Source organism: Streptomyces sp. NBC_00193 (assembly GCF_026342735.1).
Taxonomy (GTDB): Bacteria; Actinomycetota; Actinomycetes; order Streptomycetales; family Streptomycetaceae; genus Streptomyces; species Streptomyces stoeckheimensis.
The window spans coordinates 6,098,046-6,118,053 of sequence record NZ_JAPEMM010000001.1 but is presented as its reverse complement, the minus strand read 5'-3'; the positions used below and the strand labels follow the sequence as shown (position 1 = coordinate 6,118,053).

General features: G+C 73.2%; 15 protein-coding genes and 3 pseudogenes. 14 read left to right on the top strand and 4 right to left on the bottom strand.

Features of this window, described 5'->3' with window-relative positions; genetic code table 11:
* Positions 1–221 precede the first annotated feature (221 nt).
* The 6 genes from OG898_RS27430 (at position 222) to OG898_RS27405 (ending at position 7,119) form a co-directional block, all read left to right on the top strand.
* The gene (locus OG898_RS27430) at positions 222–1,172 is read left to right on the top strand and encodes an STM4015 family protein (protein WP_266959870.1); all 951 of its coding nucleotides are present in this window, start codon (positions 222–224) and stop codon (positions 1,170–1,172) included.
* A complete protein-coding gene (locus tag OG898_RS27425; protein WP_266959868.1) occupies positions 1,169–2,311 on the top strand; it encodes an STM4014 family protein in 1,143 nt (380 codons plus the stop codon). The genes OG898_RS27430 and OG898_RS27425 overlap by 4 nt, the downstream gene beginning before the upstream one ends.
* A 1-nt stretch (position 2,312) precedes the next feature.
* On the top strand, positions 2,313–3,131 hold the full coding sequence (locus tag OG898_RS27420) for an STM4013/SEN3800 family hydrolase (protein ID WP_266960479.1): 819 nt from the start codon (positions 2,313–2,315) through the stop codon (positions 3,129–3,131).
* Positions 3,128–4,477, top strand: a complete 1,350-nt coding sequence (locus OG898_RS27415) for an STM4012 family radical SAM protein (RefSeq protein ID WP_250739040.1) — start codon at positions 3,128–3,130, stop codon at positions 4,475–4,477. The genes OG898_RS27420 and OG898_RS27415 overlap by 4 nt, the downstream gene beginning before the upstream one ends.
* A 65-nt stretch (positions 4,478–4,542) precedes the next feature.
* A complete protein-coding gene (locus OG898_RS27410; RefSeq protein ID WP_266959866.1) occupies positions 4,543–5,403 on the top strand; it encodes an STM4011 family radical SAM protein in 861 nt (286 codons plus the stop codon).
* Between the two features lie 285 nt (positions 5,404–5,688).
* On the top strand, positions 5,689–7,119 hold the full coding sequence (locus tag OG898_RS27405; protein ID WP_266959864.1) for an APC family permease: 1,431 nt from the start codon (positions 5,689–5,691) through the stop codon (positions 7,117–7,119).
* A 20-nt stretch (positions 7,120–7,139) separates the two neighbouring features.
* Here the strand turns inward: OG898_RS27405 and OG898_RS27400 are convergent, their stop codons facing one another.
* The gene (locus tag OG898_RS27400) at positions 7,140–8,171 is read right to left on the bottom strand and encodes an NAD(P)-dependent alcohol dehydrogenase (protein ID WP_266959862.1); all 1,032 of its coding nucleotides are present in this window, start codon (positions 8,169–8,171) and stop codon (positions 7,140–7,142) included.
* A gap of 166 nt (positions 8,172–8,337) precedes the next feature.
* On the opposite strand from OG898_RS27400, the gene OG898_RS27395 reads away from it, so the two are divergent.
* The 4 genes and pseudogenes from OG898_RS27395 to OG898_RS27380 form a co-directional block, all read left to right on the top strand.
* Entirely contained in the window at positions 8,338–9,216 is an 879-nt protein-coding gene (locus OG898_RS27395) for a helix-turn-helix domain-containing protein (protein ID WP_266959860.1), read from the top strand.
* Between the two features lie 719 nt (positions 9,217–9,935).
* A pseudogene (locus tag OG898_RS27390) lies at positions 9,936–10,942 on the top strand (LLM class flavin-dependent oxidoreductase); the annotation flags it as partial.
* A gap of 83 nt (positions 10,943–11,025) precedes the next feature.
* Positions 11,026–11,812, top strand: a pseudogene (locus OG898_RS27385) (ABC transporter permease).
* Between the two features lie 233 nt (positions 11,813–12,045).
* Positions 12,046–12,597: pseudogene (locus OG898_RS27380) on the top strand (ABC transporter ATP-binding protein); the annotation flags it as partial.
* A gap of 103 nt (positions 12,598–12,700) precedes the next feature.
* Here OG898_RS27380 and OG898_RS27375 read toward each other — a convergent pair.
* Both OG898_RS27375 and OG898_RS27370 read right to left on the bottom strand, forming a co-directional pair.
* A complete protein-coding gene (locus OG898_RS27375; RefSeq protein WP_250739030.1) occupies positions 12,701–14,515 on the bottom strand; it encodes a glycoside hydrolase family 15 protein in 1,815 nt (604 codons plus the stop codon).
* 109 nt (positions 14,516–14,624) lie between these two features.
* Positions 14,625–15,197, bottom strand: coding sequence for a DoxX family protein (locus tag OG898_RS27370; protein WP_250739029.1), 573 nt, complete (start codon positions 15,195–15,197; stop codon positions 14,625–14,627).
* A gap of 120 nt (positions 15,198–15,317) precedes the next feature.
* Here OG898_RS27370 and OG898_RS27365 point away from each other — a divergent pair, with 120 nt between their 5' ends.
* The gene (locus tag OG898_RS27365) at positions 15,318–15,782 is read left to right on the top strand and encodes a MarR family winged helix-turn-helix transcriptional regulator (RefSeq protein ID WP_250739021.1); all 465 of its coding nucleotides are present in this window, start codon (positions 15,318–15,320) and stop codon (positions 15,780–15,782) included.
* The gene (locus OG898_RS27360; RefSeq protein WP_266959858.1) at positions 15,782–16,078 is read left to right on the top strand and encodes a YkvA family protein; all 297 of its coding nucleotides are present in this window, start codon (positions 15,782–15,784) and stop codon (positions 16,076–16,078) included. The genes OG898_RS27365 and OG898_RS27360 overlap by 1 nt, the downstream gene beginning before the upstream one ends.
* Positions 16,079–16,123: 45 nt before the next feature.
* Here the strand turns inward: OG898_RS27360 and OG898_RS27355 are convergent, their stop codons facing one another.
* Positions 16,124–16,750 carry an alpha-ketoglutarate-dependent dioxygenase AlkB gene (locus OG898_RS27355; RefSeq protein ID WP_266959857.1) on the bottom strand — a complete coding sequence of 209 codons (627 nt, stop codon included), beginning with the start codon at positions 16,748–16,750 and terminating at the stop codon, positions 16,124–16,126.
* Positions 16,751–16,991: 241 nt separating this feature from the next.
* On the opposite strand from OG898_RS27355, the gene OG898_RS27350 reads away from it, so the two are divergent.
* Together OG898_RS27350 and OG898_RS27345 are read left to right on the top strand one after the other, a co-directional pair.
* Positions 16,992–17,324 (top strand): hypothetical protein, encoded by a 333-nt coding sequence (locus OG898_RS27350; RefSeq protein WP_266959855.1) that lies wholly within the window; start codon positions 16,992–16,994, stop codon positions 17,322–17,324.
* A gap of 5 nt (positions 17,325–17,329) precedes the next feature.
* Positions 17,330–19,897 (top strand): plasma-membrane proton-efflux P-type ATPase, encoded by a 2,568-nt coding sequence (locus OG898_RS27345; RefSeq protein ID WP_266959853.1) that lies wholly within the window; start codon positions 17,330–17,332, stop codon positions 19,895–19,897.
* Positions 19,898–20,008 lie beyond the last annotated feature (111 nt).

Below are 20,008 nucleotides of genomic sequence, written 5' to 3'. Positions count from 1 at the left end.
GGCATGACCCCTCGAAGACTCCGCACCCCGGCGGAGCGGATGCTCGGCTACGCCCGGGTCAAGGAAGGGCGACTACGTGCGCGGTCTCGCCGTCCACCACCCCGGCGCCTCGGGGGCGCGAGTGCCGTCGGCGAGTGCTGTCGGTGGGGCTTGGTAGAACTGTTGTCGGACGACACGCACGGCCGGCCCACCACCCGCCCACACCGTCAGGAGCAGCGCACATGACCATCGGGGATCACCTGAGCGAGCTGGGCGGCCTGACGGCCTTCGACTTTCCGGGGCCGAAGGACACCCGCGAGCTGCCGGAGGCCGGTTCCGTGGCCTGGCGGGTCTCGGTGGACACCTACGACGCCGACGAGGAATGGCAGCAGGCCTTCGCCCGGTTCACCGATTCCGTGGACACCCGGCGGGTGCGGTCCCTGATCGTGGGCGGCTGGTCCGATGCGTACGAGGCCTCCAGCGCCGGGATCGTCGAGGCGCTGGTCGAAGCCGCTCCGAAGTTCCCCGCGCTGCGGGCGCTGTTCGTCGGCGACATCACCTTCGAGGAGTGCGCGATCTCCTGGATCCAGCAGTCGGACGTGGGTCCGCTGCTGCCGGCGTATCCCGCGCTGGAGGAGTTCGGCGTGCGCGGCGGCGAGGGACTGCTCTTCCCGCCCGTGGAGCACGCGGCGCTGCGCGTGCTGCGCCTGGAGGCCGGCGGTCTCCCGAAGGACGTGGTGGCCGGGGTCGCGGGGAGCACGTTCCCGGCCCTCACCGAGCTCGACCTGTGGCTGGGCACCCCCCAGTACGGCGGGGACGCCGAAGTCGGCGACCTGGGGCCGTTCCTGAGCGGCGAGCGGCTGCCCGCCCTGCGCCGGCTCGCGCTGCGCAACAGCGAGATCCAGGACGCCGTCGCGGCGGCGCTCGCCAACGCCCCGGTGGTGGAGCGGCTGGAGGTGCTCGACCTCTCCATGGGCGTCCTGACCGACGAGGGCGTGGAGGCTCTGCTGGCGGGGCGCTCCCTGACCCATCTCACCAAGCTGGACCTGCACCACCACTACGTCGGCGCACCGCTCCGGGAGCGGGTGAGCGCGGCGCTCGCCCCCCACGGCGTGGAGGTGGATCTGGGCGACCCCCAGACCGCGGACGTCGATGACGACACCGCGTACCGCTACGTCGCGGTCGCGGAGTGACGCGTACGGCTCCCGCGGCCTTCGCCGTCGTCGGCAATCCGGGCAACCGCCGGGTCGCCCTGTTCCAGGACGCCGTGCGCACCGCCGGACTGCCCGCGCCGCGGGTGGTTCCGTGGCGGGACGTGCTGACCGGCCGGGCCGTCTTCCGGGCGGGCGAGTGCGTACGGATCGACTCTCCCGGCGAGGACCCGGAGGTGGAGCGGCTGCTGCGCGGGGCCGCCGATGCCTCCCGCGTCGAGGGCACGGGACGCTGGTACCGCCGGTTCACCGAGGCCGTGCACCGGGTGGCGCAGGAGGTGCGGTCGGCCGGCGGCACGCTGACGGGCGATCCGGACGAGCTCGCGGTGCTGTTCGACAAGCGGCTCTGCCACGGGGTGCTGGCGGCTGCCGGGACGCCCGTCCCGGCCTCCCCGACCTCGGGCCCGGACGCCGTCCGCGCCCCGGTGCGCGGGTGGGAGGAGGTCCGGGCGGTCCTCGCCCTCCCCGGCTACCGCCGGGCGTTCGTGAAGCTCGCGCACGGCTCCTCGGCCTCCGGGGTGCTCGCGGTGGAGACGGGCTCGGGCGGCAGGATCCGCGCCACGACCTCCGTGGAGCGGGCCCCTTCGGGGGCGCTGCACAACTCGCTGCGCCTGCGGCGGTACGAGGACGAGCGGGTGATCGGCGCCATCGTCGACGCCCTGGCCCCCGACGGCCTGCACATCGAGCGGTGGCTGCCGAAGGCTTCCCAGCAGGGGCGCTCCGCCGATCTGCGGGTGGTCGTCATCGGCCGCCGGGCCACGCACGCCGTGGTCCGCACCGCGGCCGGTCCGCTCACGAACCTGCACCTCGGCGGTGCCCGCGGCGATCTCGACGCGGCCGTCGCCGCGGTGACGGCGGCGGGCGGCCGCTGGGAGGCGGACGCGCTCGCCGTCTGCGAGCGGGCCGCGGCGGCCTTCCCGCGCACGCTCTGCGTGGGGGTGGATCTGCTGCCCGCCCTCGGCTGGCGCAGCTTCGCCGTGGGAGAGGTCAACGCCTTCGGTGACCTGCTGCCCGGGCTGACGGGACTGCCCGGCTCGCCCGCCGAGGGCCGGGACACCTATGCGGCCCAAGTGGCCGCCGTACGACAGGAACAGCATGCACACGCCCCCGCCCGCCCCTGACATGAACGAGGTCGTCGGCCGCGACGACCTGCTGCTCGTCACCCTCGACACCTTGCGCCACGACGTGGCCGCGCGGCTGGCCGCCGAGGGACGGATCCCGAACCTGGCGGCGCGGCTGCCCGGCGGGGTGTGGGAGCGGCGGCACGCGCCGGGGAGTTTCACCTACGCCTCCCACCAGGCCATGTTCGCCGGGTTCCTGCCCACCCCCGACGGGCCGGGCCCGCATCCGCGGCTGTTCGCCGCCCGGTTCCCGGGCAGTGAGACCACCGCCGGGCGCACCTGGGTGTTCGACACCCCGGACCTGGTGTCGGGGCTGGCCGGGGCGGGCTACCGGACCGTGTGCGTGGGGGGCGTCGGCTTCTTCAACAAGGCGGCCGCGCTGGGCTCCGTACTCCCCGGGATGTTCCAGGAGTCGCACTGGGAACCGGAGTTCGGGGTGGCGTCGCCGACCTCCTTCGAGGCGCAGGTGGCCCGCGCCGAGCGGGTCGTCGCCGAACTGCCGCACGACCGGCGGCTGTTCCTCTTCCTGAACGTGTCGGCCATGCACCAGCCCAACTGGTTCCACTCCCCCGGGGCGACCGCGGCGGACGGGGACTCGTGGGAGACGCACGCGGCCGCGCTGGAGTACGTCGACCGGCACATCGGGCGGCTCTTCGACGCGATGCGGTCGCGCCGCCGCTGCTTCGCGATCGTCTGCTCCGACCACGGGACCACGTACGGGGACGACGGGTACACGGGGCACCGGCTCGCCCACGAGGCGGTCTGGACGGTCCCGTACGCACAGTTCCACCTGAACCACGAGGAGCCCGGCCCCCGATGACCACCATGACCACGCCCACGACCGGCGCCACCCCGTACGAGAGTTACGTGTACGCCTACCCGCACAAGACGGCCTACCGGCCGCTCCCCGAGCGGCCGGAACTGCGCGGACTGTGGGCGGAGCAGCCCAAGAACGCCCTCTCGCTCTACCTCCACGTCCCCTTCTGCGAGGTGCGCTGCGGATTCTGCAACCTCTTCACCCGGATCGGCGCCCCGGAGGGCCTGACCACGGCCTATCTCGACGCGCTGGAGCGGCAGGCGTCGGCGGTCCGCGGCGCGCTGGGCGACGAGGAGCCCGTGCGGTTCGCGGCGGCCGCCTTCGGCGGCGGGACGCCGACCTTCCTGACGGCCTCCGAGCTGGAGCGGCTCTGCGACATCGCGGAGAAGGCCGCGGGCGCCGATCTGCGGGCGGTGCCGCTGTCGGTGGAGGCCTCGCCGTCCACGGCGACGGCGGACCGGCTCGCCGTCCTGGCCGACCGGGGAACGACCCGGCTCAGCCTGGGGGTGCAGAGCTTCGTGCCCGACGAGGCGCGTTCCGCCGTGCGTCCGCAGAAGCGGGCGGAGGTGGAGGCGGCCCTGTCGAGGATCCGGGACGCCGCACTGCCGGTGCTCAACATCGACCTGATCTACGGCATAGACGGGCAGACGGAGGAGAGCTGGCGGTACTCCCTGGACGCGGCGCTCGCCTGGCGGCCGGAGGAGCTGTACCTGTACCCGCTGTACGTACGCCCGCTGACGGGCCTGGGGCGCAGGCCTGCCGACGCCTCGTCCGCCGGGTGGGACGAGCAGCGGCTGCGCCTGTACCGGGCCGGACGGGACCACCTGCTGGCCGCCGGGTACGAGCAGGTGTCGATGCGGATGTTCCGCCGGACCGGGGCCCCTCAGGAGGCCGCCGACGACTACGCCTGCCAGACCGACGGCATGATCGGCCTCGGCTGCGGGGCCCGCTCCTACACGGCCGAGCTGCACTACTCCTTCGACTACGCGGTCGACATGCGGCAGATCCGCACGATCGTCGACGACTACGTGAGCCGCCCGCAGGAGGACTTCGCGCGGGCCGAGCACGGCCGCTGGATCGACGCGGAGGAGGCCCGGCGCCGACACCTGCTGCAGTCCCTGCTCCAGGCGCACGGGATGCCGGTGAGCGAGTACCGGGAGCGGTTCGGGAGCGGTCCGTGGGAGGACTTCCCGGCGGAGCTGGCGGCCTTCGCGGAGCGCGGCTGGCTCGTGGACGACGCGGAGCTGCTGCGGCTGACCCCGGAAGGGCTGGCGCACTCGGACGCGGCCGGCCCGGCGCTGTTCTCGGCGGACGTACGGGCCACGATGGCCGCGTACGAGCGCAAGTGACGGGGGCGGAGCGGGAGGCTGCGGCGCGAGAGGCAGCGGGGGCGCGCGCCGTGGAGGGGCCGCCGATGGACCTGACCGTGCTCTACCGGGGGCCGCTGTCCTCCTGCGACTACGACTGTCCCTACTGCCCCTTCGCCAAACGGCGCGACAGCCGGGAGCTGCTGACGGCCGACCGGGCCGCCCTGGAACGGTTCACCGGCTGGGCGGCCGGGAACACCGGCGACCGGCTGTCCGTCCTGTTCACCCCGTGGGGCGAGGGCCTGGTCCGCTCCTGGTACCGGCGCGCCCTGATCGAGCTGTCGCACCTGCCGCACGTGCGCCGCGTCGCGATCCAGACCAATCTGAGCGGCCGCACCGGCTGGACCGCCGGGGCCGACCTCGACACGCTCGCGCTGTGGTGCACGTACCACCCGGGGCAGACCCCGTACGACCGCTTCCTGGGCAAGTGCCGGGAACTGGCGGACTCCGGGGTGCGGTTCAGCGTGGGCGTGGTCGGCCTGCCCGAACACCTCGCGGAGGCCCGCCGGCTGCGCGCCGCGCTGCCGCCCGAGGTGTACCTGTGGGTCAACGCGGCGGAGGGGCACGCGTACACCGATCCGGAGGCGGCCGACTGGACGGGCCTGGACCCGCTCTTCCCGTTCAGCCGCCACCCGCACCGCTCGGCGGGCCTGCCGTGCCGCACGGGCGCCTCGGTGATCTCGGTGGACGGCTCCGGCACGGTCCGGCGCTGCCACTTCGTCAAGGCGGAGCTGGGCAACCTCTACGACGGCTCGTACCGGGCGGCCCTGCGCCCGCGCGCCTGCCCCCTGGCGGTCTGCGACTGCCACATCGGCTACGTCCACCTGGAGACGCTCCCGCTCTACGACGTCTTCGCGGGCGGCGTCCTGGAGCGGATCCCGGCGGCTGCCGGGGGTTCGGCGCTGTGACACGGAAGGACGGCAGGTGGGCAAAGCGGAGGGAAATTTACCGGCGGTCACATGCGGTTATCGCACACGGTGATCGTGCAGCGTTCACACGGCGTTCATGACGCGCGGGGCGGCCGACTCGTCTCCGGACGACGAAATCCGCAGGTAGACAGCTCTTGACCTGCGGATCTCGCGGAGATTCCATTCGGCCCGGGAGCCACCGAACCAGACGTGCCCACCACCGCCTCGGAGGCGATACCGCTCCCGCGCTCACTCACCGCATCTGCCGATCGGAACACCGCACCGATGACTGACACGATCAGCGCTCCTCAGGCCCTCTCCCCCGCCACCGGTCCCGTGCCCCAGAAGCTCAAGCGTTCCATCGGCGTCGTCGGCGGAACCCTGCTCACCCTCTCGTGCGTGACGCCCGCCTCGACCCTCTTCGTCGTGGTCCCGGACCTCTTCTCCAGCCTCGGCACCTGGACCGCGCTCACCATCGCGATCGGCTCCCTGCTCTGCATCGGGGTCGCGTTCTGCTACTCGGAGCTGGGCACCCTCATCCCCAGCGCCGGCGGCGAGTACGCGATGGTGTCCACCTTGTCCGGCCGGCTGGCCGGCTGGCTGGTCTTCGTCCTGTCCCTGCTGGTCGTGATGATCGTGCCGCCCGTGATCGCCATGGGCACCGCCGACTACCTCGCCCCCGTCGTCGACATACCGGCCCCGGCCGCAGGCGCCGGCGTGATGCTGCTCGCCACCCTCGCCGGTCTCCTCGACCTGCGGGCCAACGCCTGGATCACCGGCATCTTCCTCGTCCTGGAGGTCGTGGCGGCCGGGCTCGTCGCCGTGCTCGGCTTCGCCCACAGCGAGCGGGGCGCCGGCGCCCTCGTGCACGGCACCGTGGTGGCGGAGGGCGGCGGCACGTCCACCGTCACCGCGATGATGGTCGTCTCCGGGCTCGCCATCGCGCTCTTCGTCACCCAGGGCTTCTCGACGGCCGTCTACCTCTCGGAGGAGCTGGAGAACCCGCGCCGCAACGTTCCGCGGACCGTGCTGGCCACCCTCGCCATCTCCGCCGCCGTCATCCTGGTACCGGTCATCGCCATCACCCTGGGCGCCCCCGACCTGGAGGCCCTGACCTCCGGCGACCTCGGCACCATGGTGACCGCCTGGTCCAACTCGGCCGTCGGCACCTTCGTCAGCCTCTGCGTGGCCCTCGCCATCGTCAACGCGGGCATCGTCATGGTCATCCAGAACTCCCGGGTGCTGTTCGCCTCCGCCCGCGACAAGGCCTGGCCCGCGCCGGTCAACTCCGCGCTCTCGCGGCTCGGCCGGTTCGGCTCCCCGTGGGTGGCCACCCTGCTCGTCGGCATCCCCGGCGCGGCGATGTGCTTCGTCAACCTGGACACCCTCTACGGGGTCACCGGCGTCTCGGTGACCGGCATGTACCTGCTGGTCGCCGTGGCCGCGCTGGCCAGCCGCCGCGGGGCGCACCGCGAGACGGCGGCCTGGCGGATGCCGCTGTGGCCCGCCGTGCCGATCGTGCTGATCCTGGTGTTCGCGTACATCCTCACCCAGCAGGAGACCCAGTACCTGCTGTGGACCGGCGGGATCACCGCGGTCGCCACCCTGTACTGGGCGCTGTACCTGCGCCCCCGCAAGGACACCCGCTGGCTGGTCAGCATCCCGGTGGACGAGGACGACCCGGCTTCGGCCGCGGCTCCTGCCGCCTCCGCGTAGCGGTCGGACCGGGCGCCGGGTCATGCCCCGATGCTGATCACCACCTTGCCGAAGGGCGCGTCCTCGGCGTAGCCGCGGTAGGCCTCGCGGGCCTCCTCGAAGGGGAGCACCCGGTCGATCACCGGGTGCAGCCCGTGCGCCGCGACGGCCCGGTTCATCGACTCGAACTGGGTCCGGCTGCCGACGAACACCCGCCGGATCGTCGCGAGGCTCGATGCGTACGCGGCGTGCGAGATCTCGATCCCGGACTTCGCGGCACTGGCGGTGATCAGCAGGGCGATCTGCCCGTAGAGCGCACTGGCGCGCACCGACTGCTCGATGGTGTCCGGGCCGCCCGTCTCCACCACCAGGTCGGCGCCGCCGTCGGTCAACTCCCGGACCGTGGAGCCCCACTCGGGTGTGCTGACGTAGTTCACGACCGCGTCGGAGCCCAGTGCCTTCAGCCGGTCGGCCTTCTCCTCGCTCGACGTGGTCGAGACGACCCGGCAGCCCAGCAGTTTCGCGAACTGCACGGCGAAGAGCGCGACCGGACCGGTGCCGAGGGTCAGCACGCTCTGCCCCGGCAGGGGCGCTCCGCCCTCCCCGCCGGTCAGCGCGTTCCAGGCGGTGACCGCGGCGCACGGCAGGGTCGCGGCCTCCTCCCAGGTCAGGTGCTGCGGGACGCGGACCGCCCACTCCTCGTCGAGCAGGGCGTACTCCGAGAGCATCCCGTCGAGGGTGCAGCCGGGCTGGTCGACCAGGTCCGGGGTGATCCTGCCGTCGCGCCAGCGCGGGAAGTAGGCGCAGGAGACGCGGTCGCCGACCGCGACACGCGTCACCGCCTCCCCGACCGCGACCACCTCGCCCGCGCCGTCGCTCAGCGGGACCACGCCGGGCGCGGCGGACAGCGGGTAGCGCTCGCGCAGGATCAGCAGATCGCGCTTGTTGAGGGAGGCGGCCCGGACGCGGACCACGATCCCGGTCGGGCCGGCCGGGACCGGGCGGGGGCCGCCGTGGTCGCGCAGGACGATGCCCTCGATCGTGCCGAACGTCTCCAGGTGGTACGCGCGCATGGTGGCCTCCGGCCGGTCGTCCGACATCCGGTTCCGGCACCGCCGGCCATGCCGCCCCGGTGCCGCTTCCGATTCCGATGACCCCGATGCTGCGGTGCTCGAACACGCGCGGCAATTCCCTCCGGGGAATCGACGGCTCCGCGAGCGCGGCGGCTAGAAAGGGGAGATGACCACCACCGTCTCCCCCGAGCCGCCCCCCTTCGCCCGCGAGATGCGCCGCCGCCGGGCCCTGCGGCGGATGAGCCAGCTGGAACTGGCCACCCTCGCCGGGACCACGCAGCGCCACCTCAGCTTCATCGAGAGCGGCCGCTCGACCCCGGGGCGGGCGATGGTGGTACGGCTCGCCGAATCCCTCGGGCTGACCCTCCGGGAGCGCAACTCCCTCCTGCTCAGCGCTGGTTACGCCCCCCTGTACGCCGAGTCCGCGCGGGACGCCGAGTCCATCGGGCCGGCCATGGAGGCGCTGCGGTCGATCCTGACCGGGCACCTCCCGTACCCGGCGGTGGTGGCCGGTCCCCGGGGCGAACTCGTCCTGGCGAACGCGGCGTTCGACGTGCTCACGGAGGGCGCCGCCGCGCACCTGCTCGCTCCGCCCGTGAACGTGCTGAGGCTCGCGCTGCACCCGGAGGGCATGGGGCCGCGCGTGGTGAACCTGTCGGCCTGGGGACGGCACATCACGGAGAGCCTGCGCACCCGGGCCTCGGCGCACCCCGATCCGGAACTGGAGGCACTGGCGGAGGAGCTGGACGGCTACCTGGCGACGGCCGCACCGCGCCCGGAGACGGCACACTCGGGCTCCGGCCATGGCGACGGCTCCAGCCCGGCCGAGCATCTCGGCTTCGCCGTGCCCCTGCGGCTGCGGACCTCCGCGGGGGAGCTCCGGCTGCTGACCACGCTGACCTCGTTCGCGACCGCCGTGGACGTGACCCTGGCCGAGCTGCACCTGGAGGCCTTCCTGCCCGCCGACGCGGCCAGCGCCGAGCTGCTGAAGCGCCGGGAGGACGCCCGGGTGGACGCCCTGGCGGGGGCCGGCCCCCGGCACTGAGCGTCGTACCGCCGTCCCGAATGGTGGAACGGGTGTCTCCCCCGCTCCACCGCTTCGTCCATGCTCCGCGCCATGACCGTCACCCAGCGCCTCCTGTCGCGCTCCTGTTGTCCCCGCTGACGCCTGCCTGCCTGCTCCGACCCGTACGCCCCGCGGCCGATGCCCCGGCGCCCCGTCGTCCCGGCACACCCCCGAGGCCCCACGGTCCCGCCGCACCCGCCGCACCTTCGCGCCTCCCCGTACCCGTCGCGCATCCCCCGTAGCGTCGTGCATCCGATTCCGCTTCCGCCCCGGCGGTACCCGCCTCCCGAAGGAGCCCCGGTAGACGAACCGATCCCGCTTTCGCCCGGAATCTGGGAAGATTTCGTCCATCATCCGGACTCTGCTTGTCGATACCGCCCGGACACCGACAGGATGCACCCCATGGCCCCCGTACTCGTATCGCGTCGTCACGTAGATCTGCTGCGTGTGTCGACCATGCTCTGTCGGGCTGCCGCCTCCCGTACGCACGGCTGTTGATCTCACCGATCCGTCGCATCTGACTCCGTACGGATGAGTCCGCGCCTCTCGGCGCACCCTTCACCCCTTCTTTCAGCATTCCCCTGCACCGCGCCGTTCGCGGTGGCCGCAGCCCTGCCCGCGGGGCCGATCACGGCCATGCCTCCGGTCGCGCGGACTCCCGCATCCCTGCCCGCACTTCCCCGTACACGTGCCACCGCCGACCCGCGGACGTTCCGTACCTGGCGCAGGTCGCCCGCGCCGCCGAACAGGCCGGATTCCATTCGCTGTTGACACCCGTGGGGCTCGGTTGCGTCGATCCGTGGATCCTGACGGCCGCGCTGACGCAGCACACCACCCGGATCGGCTTCCTCGTGGCCTTCCGCGCGGGTTTCGCGAGCCCGACATTGATCGCCCAACAGGCTGACGCCTTCCGCAGGTTCGCCGGTGGCCGGCTCGGGCTGAACGTGGTGACGGGCGGCGATCCCGCCGAGCAGCGGACCTACGGGGACGGGCTGGCACACGACGAGCGCTACGCCCGCACCGATGAGGTGATGGCCGTGCTGCGGCCCTCCTGGACGGGAAGTCCGTGGACCACGAAGGCACCCACCTGCACATCGAGGGAGCGCGCCTCACCGATCCGGAGCTGCGCCACCCGGTCCCGCTGTACTTCGGCGGAGGCGCGCCCGCGGCCGAGGAGGTCGCCGCCCGGCACGCCGACGCACAACTGCTGTGGGGCGAGCCGCCGTCGGCCGTCGCGGCGCGCATCGACCGGCTGCGCGAGCGGGCGCGTTCGGCGGACCGCACGGTCCGCTTCGGCCTGCGGCTGCACGTCATCAGCCGGGACTCCGCGGCCGAGGCCTGGGCCGAGGCGGACCGGATCCTCGCCGGGCTGGATCCGGCGGCGGTCCGGGCCACCCAGGAGCGGTTCGCCGCCATGGAATCCACCGGGCAGGCCCGGATGGCGGCCCTGCACGGCGGGGTCGCGGACGCCGAACGGCTCACGGTGGCACCGAACCTGTGGGCGGGCATCGGGCTGGTCCGCGAGGGTGCGGGGACGGCCCTGGTCGGCTCGCACGACGAGGCCGCCGCGCGGCTGGCGGAGTACCGGGCCCTGGGCGTCGACGAGTTCATCCTGTCCGGCTATCCGCATCTCGAAGAGGCCTACCGGGTGGGCGAAGAGGTCGCCCCGCGTCTGCGCGCCCTGACCGCGGAGGCGGCCGCGTGACCGCGCTCACCACGGAGGCCCCCCGCCGGCTCGACCCGCCCGACGCCCCCGCGGACGGCGCCGCGCCGCGGTCCCGGGCCCGGATCCGGGAGGCGCTGCGCTGGACCGCGCTGCGCCTCCTCGCCCTGGCCGTCCTGCTCGCCGCCTGGCAGGCGGTGGTGGCCGAGCTGTGGCCGAGGGTGCTGGTCCCCCTCGCCCGGTGAGGTGTGGCGGCAGTTCCTGCTGGCGTCCACCACGCACGACGGGGTTCGCGGCTACGGCGGCCACCTGCTGGTGGAGCACCTCGGGGTGAGCCTGGGCCGGATCGGCACCGGCTCCGCGTACGCCGTGCTGGCCGGAGTGCCCCTGGGGCTGCCGATCGGCACCGTCCGGCCGCTCGCGGTGGTGCTGGAGCCGGCCGTGGCCTTCCTGCGGACCCTGCCGCCGCTCGCGTACCTCTCGCTGCTCGTCATCTGGTTCGGCATCGACGAGGCCCCGAAGATCTGGCTGCTGGTGATCGCCGCGCTGCCGCCGATCGCGGCGGCCACGACGGCGGCCGTGCGGACCGTTCCGGACGAACTCGTCGAGGCAGCCAGGGCGTTGGGCTCCGGTCCGGCTTCCCTGCTGCTGTCGGTGCGGCTGCCCGCCGCGCTGCCCGAGATCCTCACGGGCATCCGGATCGCCGTCGGGGTCGCCTACACCTCCGTCGTGGCAGCGGAGACCATCAACGGCGTGCCCGGCATCGGCGGCATGATCCGCGACGCCCAGCGCTACAACCTGACGGCCCTGGTGATCGCCGGAATCCTCGCCATCGGACTGTCCGGGATCGTGCTCGACGCCCTGCTCCGGGGAATCGAGCGGTACGCCGTCCCCTGGCGCGGCCGCGGCTGACCGCCCACGCCCCTCTTTCCCCCCAACCCACTTCCTCACCAATGGAGTTCCGTCGTGCCCAGAAACGCCCGACCTGATCGTGAAGAACCAGCGGCTGCTGGAGCAGGCCCTGCCCGAAGCCGACGTGAAGTGGGTGAAGTTCGAGTCCGGCGGTGACGTCAACACGGCCGTGATCGCCGGTTCGGTGGATCTGGACCTGGGCCTGGCCGGGTCGAGCCCCGTCACCAAGGGCCCCGCGCCCCGGGCGGGGTGCGGGGATGGTGTTCCAGCAGCCGCGGCTGTTCCCGTGGCGCACCGTCGGCGGGAACCTCGGCTTCGCGCTGGCCCGCCACGGGGTGCCGCGGTCCCAGCGGCCGGGCCGGATCACCGAGTTGCTGGACCGGGTGGGTCTGCCCGGTATGGGCGGCCGGCGCACCTGGGAGCTGTCCGGCGGCCAGCAGCAGCGGGTGGCGCTGGCCCGCGCCCTGGCGGCGGAGCCCGAACTGCTGCTGATGGACGAGCCGTTCGCCGCCCTGGACGCGCTGACCCGGGAGCGCCTCCAGGAGGAGGTCCGATCCCTGGCCGGGCGGCTCGGCACGACCGTGCTGTTCGTGACGCATTCGGTCGAGGAGGCGGTGCTGCTGGGATCCCGCGTCCTGGTGATGGCGGCCGGTCCGGGCCGGGTGGTGGCCGACCTGCCGGTGCCGCTCCCCCGCGACCCGGCCACGGACGTCGCGGGGTTGCGGGCCTCCCCCGAGTTCGCCCGGCTGCGCGGCCGGCTGGCCCGGGAGCTGCGCCCGGGCTGACGGGTGCCGGGCCGCCGGACGCCGGGTCGATGGGCTCCGGGCCGACGGACTCCGGGCCGACGGGCTCCGGCCGCCCGGCTTCGGGCCCACCGGCGCCCGCTCCTCACACCTGGCCCGCCGCCAGACTGCCTCCGCCCAGGGTGAGGGCGGTGTTGACCAGGCCGACGTGGCTGAACGCCTGGGGGAAGTTGCCGAGTTGGCGTCCGGAGACGGGGTCGTACTCCTCGGCGAGGAGCCCCACGTCGTTGCGTACGGACAGCAGCCGCTCGAAGAGCTCCCGCGCCTCCTTCTCCCGCCCGGTCAGGTACAGGGCGTCGGTCAGCCAGAACGAGCAGGCGAGGAAGGCCCCTTCGTCGCCGGGCAGGCCGTCCACCGAAAGTCCCTCGGTGCTGTAGCGGCGGACCAGGCCGCTGCGGCCCAGCTCCTCGCGCACCGCGTCGACCGTGCCGATGACGCGGGGGTCGTCGGCCGGCAGGAAGCCGACGCGCGGGATGAGGAGGGTGGCGGCGTCCAGTTCGCGGGAGCCGTAGTACTGGGTGAAGGTGCGCCGCTCGGCGTCGTAGGCGTTCTCGCAGACGTCGCTGTGCACCGCCTCCCGCATGGCGCGCCAGCGGTGCACGTCGCCGGGCAGTTTGGGGTTGAGCTCCAGGGTGCGCACGGCCCGGTCGGCGGCGACCCACGCCATCACCTTGGAGTGCGTGAAGTGGCGGCGCGGGCCGCGCACTTCCCACAGTCCCTCGTCGGGGCGGTGCCAGTTCTGCTCCAGGAAGTCGAGGAGCGCGAGCTGGATCTTCCAGGAGTGCCATTCGGCGGGGAGTCCGGCGGAGCGGGCCACGTAGAGGGAGTCGAGGACCTCTCCGTACACGTCGAGCTGGAGCTGGTCGACGGCCGCGTTGCCGACCCGGACCGGCGCGGAGCCCGCGTACCCCTTCAGCCAGGGCAGCTCGCTCTCCGGGATGCGCCGCTCGCCGCCGATCCCGTACATGATCTGCAGGTCGGCCGGGTCGCCCGCGACGGCGCGCAGCAGCCACGCCCGCCAGGCGCGGGCCTCCTCGAGGTATCCGGTGGCCAGCAAGGAGCCGAGGGTGAGGGTGGAGTCGCGCAGCCAGCAGTAGCGGTAGTCCCAGTTGCGGACGCCTCCGAGCTCCTCCGGCAGGGAGGTCGTCGCGGCGGCGGCGATGCCGCCGGTGGGGGCGTAGGTGAGGGCCTTGAGGGTGATCAGGGAGCGGATCACCGCATCCCGGTAGGGGCCCTCGTACGTGCACCGGCCGGTCCACTCCCGCCAGTCGGCGAGGCTCTGCTCCAGGGCGGCGTACGGGTCCAGGGGCTCGGGGCGCGGTTCGTGCGAGGGGTGCCAGGTGAGCACGAAGGCGACGCGCTCGCCCGCGGCGACGGTGAACTCGGAGCGGGTGCTCATGTCCTCGCCCCACGTGTGCACGGGTGGTTCGCTGCGCAGCCACGCGGCGTCGGGCCCGGCGACGGCGACCCGGTCGCCCTCCCGGTTGCCGCCGCGCCGGACCCAGGGCACGACGTGCCCGTAGTCGAAGCGCAGGCGCAGGGTGCTGCTCACGGTCGATTCGCCGGTCAGGCCCTCGACGATCCGCATCAGGTCGGGTGCGGTGTCGCGCTGCGGCATGAAGTCGATGACCTTGAACGAGGCGCCGTCCTCGGTCTCCCAGAAGGATTCCAGGACGAGCGTGCCGTCGACGTAGCCGCGGCGGGCGCATCGGGCGGAATCGGGGGCGGAGGCCGGGGCGATGCGCCAGTGGCCGTTCTCCTCGTCGCCGAGGAGGGCGGCGAAGCAGGCGGCCGAGTCGAAGCGCGGCAGGCACAGCCAGTCGATGGACCCGTCGCGGCCGACCAGCCCACTGGTCATCAGGTCGCCGATGAGTGCGTAGCCTTCGATGGGTTGTGTCATTTAGGGCACTTTCCCCCGAATGCCCGCACTCAATCAGCCCGTCCGGGTCACCGCGCGGAGCCGCCCCGGGGCGGCTCCGCCCGCCGGCCCGGCTCCGCAGGCGGCCGGCTCAGTTCCGCACGAGGAGGAGCACGCCCGCCGTCACGACGCCGAGGGCGACCGCGAGGGCGCCGTGGGCGAGGCGGTGGCCGCGCAGGACGGGCAGGAAGCGGTCGACGGCGTACCGGCCGGGGCCGGTGAGCGCGAGGGCGGCGGCGCCGGCGGTGAGCAGGAGCTCGTACTCGATGCCCTGCGGGGCGAAGAAGGAACCGGCGCCGTGCACGGCGATCGCGTTGATCATGGTGCCGACCAGAGCGGCGCCCGCCAGCGGCGTGAGCAGCCCGAGGACGAGGCCGAGCCCGCCGAGGGTCTCGGTCAGGCCGGCGATGACGGCCATGGCGTCACCGGCCGGGTATCCGCTGGCGGTGAAGAACTGGCCGGTGCCGCTGATGCCGCCGCCGCCGAACCAGCCGAAGAGCTTCTGGGCGCCGTGACCGGCCATGGTCAGGCCGAGGACCACGCGCAGGAGGAGCAGGCCGACGTCGTGGGCGGGGGTGGACAGCGCCGGGGCGGAGGCGGGCGCGGGGGACGCGGCAGGTTCGCCGGCTCGCGGCTTCGGCGTGGTGACGGAGGGGCTGGTCATGGGGGGTCCTTCCGGTCGGGCGGCCCGAGGAACGGGTTGTTCAAATTCGAACGACTCGCTCGACCCTAGCCCGGCATCCGCCGCTGATTCAAATTGGAACGCCACGTGTAGCCTGGTTCCATGGCTGAAACGAAATGGCTGGACGACCGCGAAATGCGGGCCTGGGAGGGGTTCCTGGCCGCTTCCGCCCTGGTCAACCGCCGGCTCGATCAGCAGCTCAAGGACGATTCCGGACTCTCCCACCCGCAGTACGAGATCCTCGTGCGACTCGCCAGGGCGCCCGAGGGCGAACTGCGCATGACGGAGCTCGCCAACGGGCTCGTCAACTCCAAGAGCGGCCTGACCTACCAGGTCACGCAGATGGAGAAGGCGGGCCTCGTCCGCCGCCGCACCTGCCCTTCCGACGTCCGGGGGATCTACGCCGTCCTCACCGAGACGGGCCGCGCCCGGCTCACGGAGGCCGCGCCGGGGCACGTGACCACGGTGCGGGAGGTCCTGGTGGACGTGCTCACCCCCGAACAGCTCGACGTGCTCGCGGACGGGCTGGGCGAGGTCAGCCGCCGGCTCCGGACCCAGGGCGCCTGATGGACGCGACGACCGTCTGGATCATCGTGGCGGCGGTGGTGGCGGCCGGTCTGGCGGTCACCGCGGCCGTGCTCCTCGTACGGGTCTTCGCGGCCCGCAAGCTGCTGCGCGACGCGGGCATCCCCCTGCGCGACAAGGCGCTGTTCTGGGCCGCCGTGGCGTACACGGTCTCCCCGGTGGACCTGATCCCGGACCCGGTCTACCTGGACGACATCGGCATCCTGCTCCTGGCCCTGCGCTCCCTCCACGCGGCGGCCTCGGCAGCCCGCCCGCCCAAGGAACTCGACGTGGCGTAACGGCCGTCGGCGGAATCCGGGCCGACCGGCTCCGCGCCCGTCGGCTCAGCTCACCCCGCGCGGGCGGAACTGGACGCTGATGCGGGGGCCGACCGGGCGGGCCGTCTTGGGGACGGCGTGTTCCATCGTGCGCTGGCAGGAGCCGCCCATGACCACGAGGTCGCCGTGCCCCAGGGGGAGGCGGAGCAGGGTGGGGCCGCCATCGCGCGGACGCAGGGCCAGGTCGCGGGGGTCGCCCACCGAGAGGATGGCGACCATCGTGTCCTCGGTGGCGGAGCGGCCGGTGCGGTCGCCGTGCCAGGCGACGCTGTCGCGGCCGTCGCGGTAGAGGCACAGGCCCGCCGTGACGAAGGGTTCGCCCAGCTCGGGGGCGTAGTGGCGGCTCAGCGTGGCACGGGCCTCGGCCAGGGCGGGGTGCGGCAGCGGGTCGGCCGCGCCGTAGTGCGCCAGCAGGCGCGGGACCGCCACCTCCCGCTCGTACATCTGCCGCCGCTCGGCATGCCACGGGACGTCGGCCGCGAGCCGTTCGAAGAGCGCGTCGGCCCCCGTCAGCCAGCCCGGCAGGTGGTCCACCCAGGCGCCGGCGCCCAGCTCCGTGCGCCGGGCGCCCACCAGCGGGCCGAGGCGGATCTCGTCGCCCTGGTCGAAGAGCGAGCCCTGGAGTGCATGCATGGGTCCAGGATAACGCGCAATTCGAACATCTGCGCGAGTGGAGCCATCCCGCTCACTTCCGCTTACGAAATGTCCCGGCCGGGCGGGGCGCAGGCCCCACAACAAGGGCCGTTCACCGCCCCCACGAGGCTTTCGATGGTCGTTTCCTGGAAGAGGTCGGAGTGAGAGACCGGGCACCGACCCCCGTGGCACCGCAGCAACTGCGGACGAGAAGTCCACCACCGGTCATGAGGAACACGCGATGAGCGCAATCGACGAATTCACCTCCCACACCGTTCCCGAGGTCCTTCACGAGTCCTACGCCTTCAGCTGCCTCGACTGCGGCTTCGGCTGGGAGAAGCAGTACGACGTCCAGCACTACATCGACGCCACCGGCGTCCAGCGCACGCTCTGCACGGTGGACGGCGACCGGGTCCCCTCCCCGCTGACCCGCTCCGAGTGCGCCGCGTGCGGCAGCCACGTCATCCGCATCCTGCGGGCCGGCACGGTCTCGCACGCGCACATGGCGATGACCAGCGGCGCCCGCCCGATGGAGATCCCCTCCTTCCTCTCCCTCCTGCACGGAGGCAAGTGACCGCCATGAGCACCGACACCGCCCCCACCGTCCCCGCCACACCCGCGGCCCTCACCCCTGCCGGCGGACCGGCCACCGGAGCCTCCTCCGGGCCGGCCTCGGGAACGGCCACCGGACCGGCCGATCCCGCCGCGCCGGAGGAACCCGAGGATTTCGAGCCCCCGGCCTCGTGGCCGGACGGGCTCACCACCGCCGAGGCGCACCGCCTCCTGCAGGAGCACGGTCCGAACGAGATCGCCGAGGAACACAAGAACCCCCTGCGGGAGTTCCTCGGCTACTTCTGGGCCCCCATCCCCTGGATGATCGAGACCGCGCTGATCCTCTCGATCGTCGTCCAGCACTGGGTCGACGTGGCCATCATCGGCGTGCTGCTCGTCGTCAACGGCGTGGTCGCCTTCATGGAGGAGCACGAGGCCGCCAACGCCATCGCCGCCCTCAAGCAGCGCCTCGCCACCGAGGCCCGCGTCCTGCGCGACGGGGTCTGGCGCACGGAGGCCGTCCGCGAACTGGTTCCGGGCGACATCGTCCGGGTCCGGCTCGGGGACGTCGTCCCCGCCGACGTACGGGCGCTGGGCGCCGGCACCCTCGACGTCGACCAGGCCGCCCTCACGGGCGAGTCCCTGCCCGTCGAGCGCGGCCGCGGCGAGACCCTCTACTCCGGATCCGTCATCGTCCGCGGCGAGACCGACGCCGTCGTCGAGGGCACCGGCGCGAACAGCTTCTTCGGAAGGACCACCGCCCTCGTCGGCGAGGCAGGCACGGTCAGCCACCTCCAGCAGGCCGTCCTGAAGATCGGCAACTACCTGATCCTGCTGGCCGTCGCCCTGGTCACCCTCACCGTCATCGTCTCGGTGGCCCGCGGCAACCCGGTGCTCTCCGTCCTGGAGTTCGCGCTCGTCGTCGTCATCGCCTCCGTCCCGGTCGCCCTGCCGGCCGTCATGTCCGTGACGCTCGCCGTCGGCGCCCGCAACCTCGCCAAGCGCGGAGCGGTCGTCTCGAACCTGCCAGCCGTCGAGGAACTGGGCAGCATCGACATCCTGTGCTCCGACAAGACGGGCACCCTGACCGAGAACCGCCTCGCGATCCTGGACCCCTGGGTCCCGGAGGGCGTCGACCAGGACGACCTGCTCGGCTCCGCCGCGCTGGCCTCCCGCGCCGAGAACGGCGACCCCATCGACCGGATCGTCATCTCCACCGCCACCGACCGGCTGACCGACTCCGACACCGGCTGGGCGCACGGCCTGCCCGTCACCGACTTCGTCCCCTTCGACCCGGTCACCAAGCGCACCGAAGCCACCGTCGCCTTCGGCCCCGGTCCCGGCCCGGCGCCGGACTCGTACCACGTGAGCAAGGGCGCCCCCCAGGTCATCGCCCGGCTCTGCGACGGGGATCCGGCCGCCGCGCACGTGGCGCGCATCGCCGACGAGTTCGCCGCGCGCGGCTTCCGCTCCCTGGGCGTGGCCCGTACCGACGAGTCCGGCGCCTGGCGCCTGCTCGGCATCCTGCCGCTGGCCGATCCGCCGCGCGAGGACACCGCGGACACCGTGGCCGCGGCGAACGAGCTGGGCGTCTCGGTGAAGATGGTCACCGGCGACCAGGTCGCGATCAGCCGGGAGCTGGCCCGGCAGATCGGGATGGGCGACAACATCCTGAACACCCACGCCCTGGACGACAGCAGGCCGGAGGCCGAGCTCGCGGAGCTCGTCGAGATTTCGGACGGCTTCGCGCAGGTCTTCCCGGAGCACAAGTACCGCATCGTCAAGATGCTCCAGGAGCGGGGCCACATCGTCGGCATGACCGGCGACGGGGTCAACGACGCCCCGGCGCTGAAGCAGGCCGACGCCGGCATCGCCGTGGCAGACGCCACGGACGCCGCGCGGGCCGCCGCGGACGTGGTGCTGCTGACCCCGGGCCTGTCGGTCATCTCCCACGCGATCAGCCAGGCCCGGGAGATCATCCAGCGGATGGTCAACTACGCCACCTACCGCATCACGGAGACCATCCGGGTGCTCGGCCTGATCACGCTGACGATCGTCGCGTACAACTTCTTCCCGGTCACCGCGATGATGATCGTCCTGCTGGCCCTGCTGAACGACGGCGCGATCCTCACGATCGCCTACGACAAGGTCCGCGGCTCCCACAAGCCCGTGACCTGGGACATGCGCAGCGTTCTGACCGTGGCCACGGTGCTGGGAGTGGTCGGCGTCGCCGAGACCTTCCTGCTCTTCGTCCTCGGCCGGGAGGTCTTCCACCTGAGCGACGGCCTGATCCACTCCCTCGTCTACCTCAGCCTGTCGGTCTCCGGTCAGCTGACCATCTTCGTGACCCGCACCCGCGGCCGGTTCTGGACCTCCCCCGCCCCGGCCAAGCCCTTGGTCGTCGCGGTCACCGTCGCCCAGACCATCGCCACCCTCGTCACCGTGTTCGGTGTCGGCATGACCCCGCTCGGCTGGGGCTGGGCGGCCGCCGTCTGGGGCTACGCGATCTGCTGCTTCCTCCTGGAGGACCAGCTCAAGCTCGCCGCCCACTGGTTCCTGGACCGCCGCCCCGGCGTCCGGTCCGTCGCCCACTGACACGGCCGGCGCCCCGCGCGCGTCCCGCCCGGACCTGTTCCGGGCGGGACGCGCACCGTGTCGCACGCCGTGTCGCACGCCGGGCCGGGCTCCCTGCCGATGGCAGGGTGC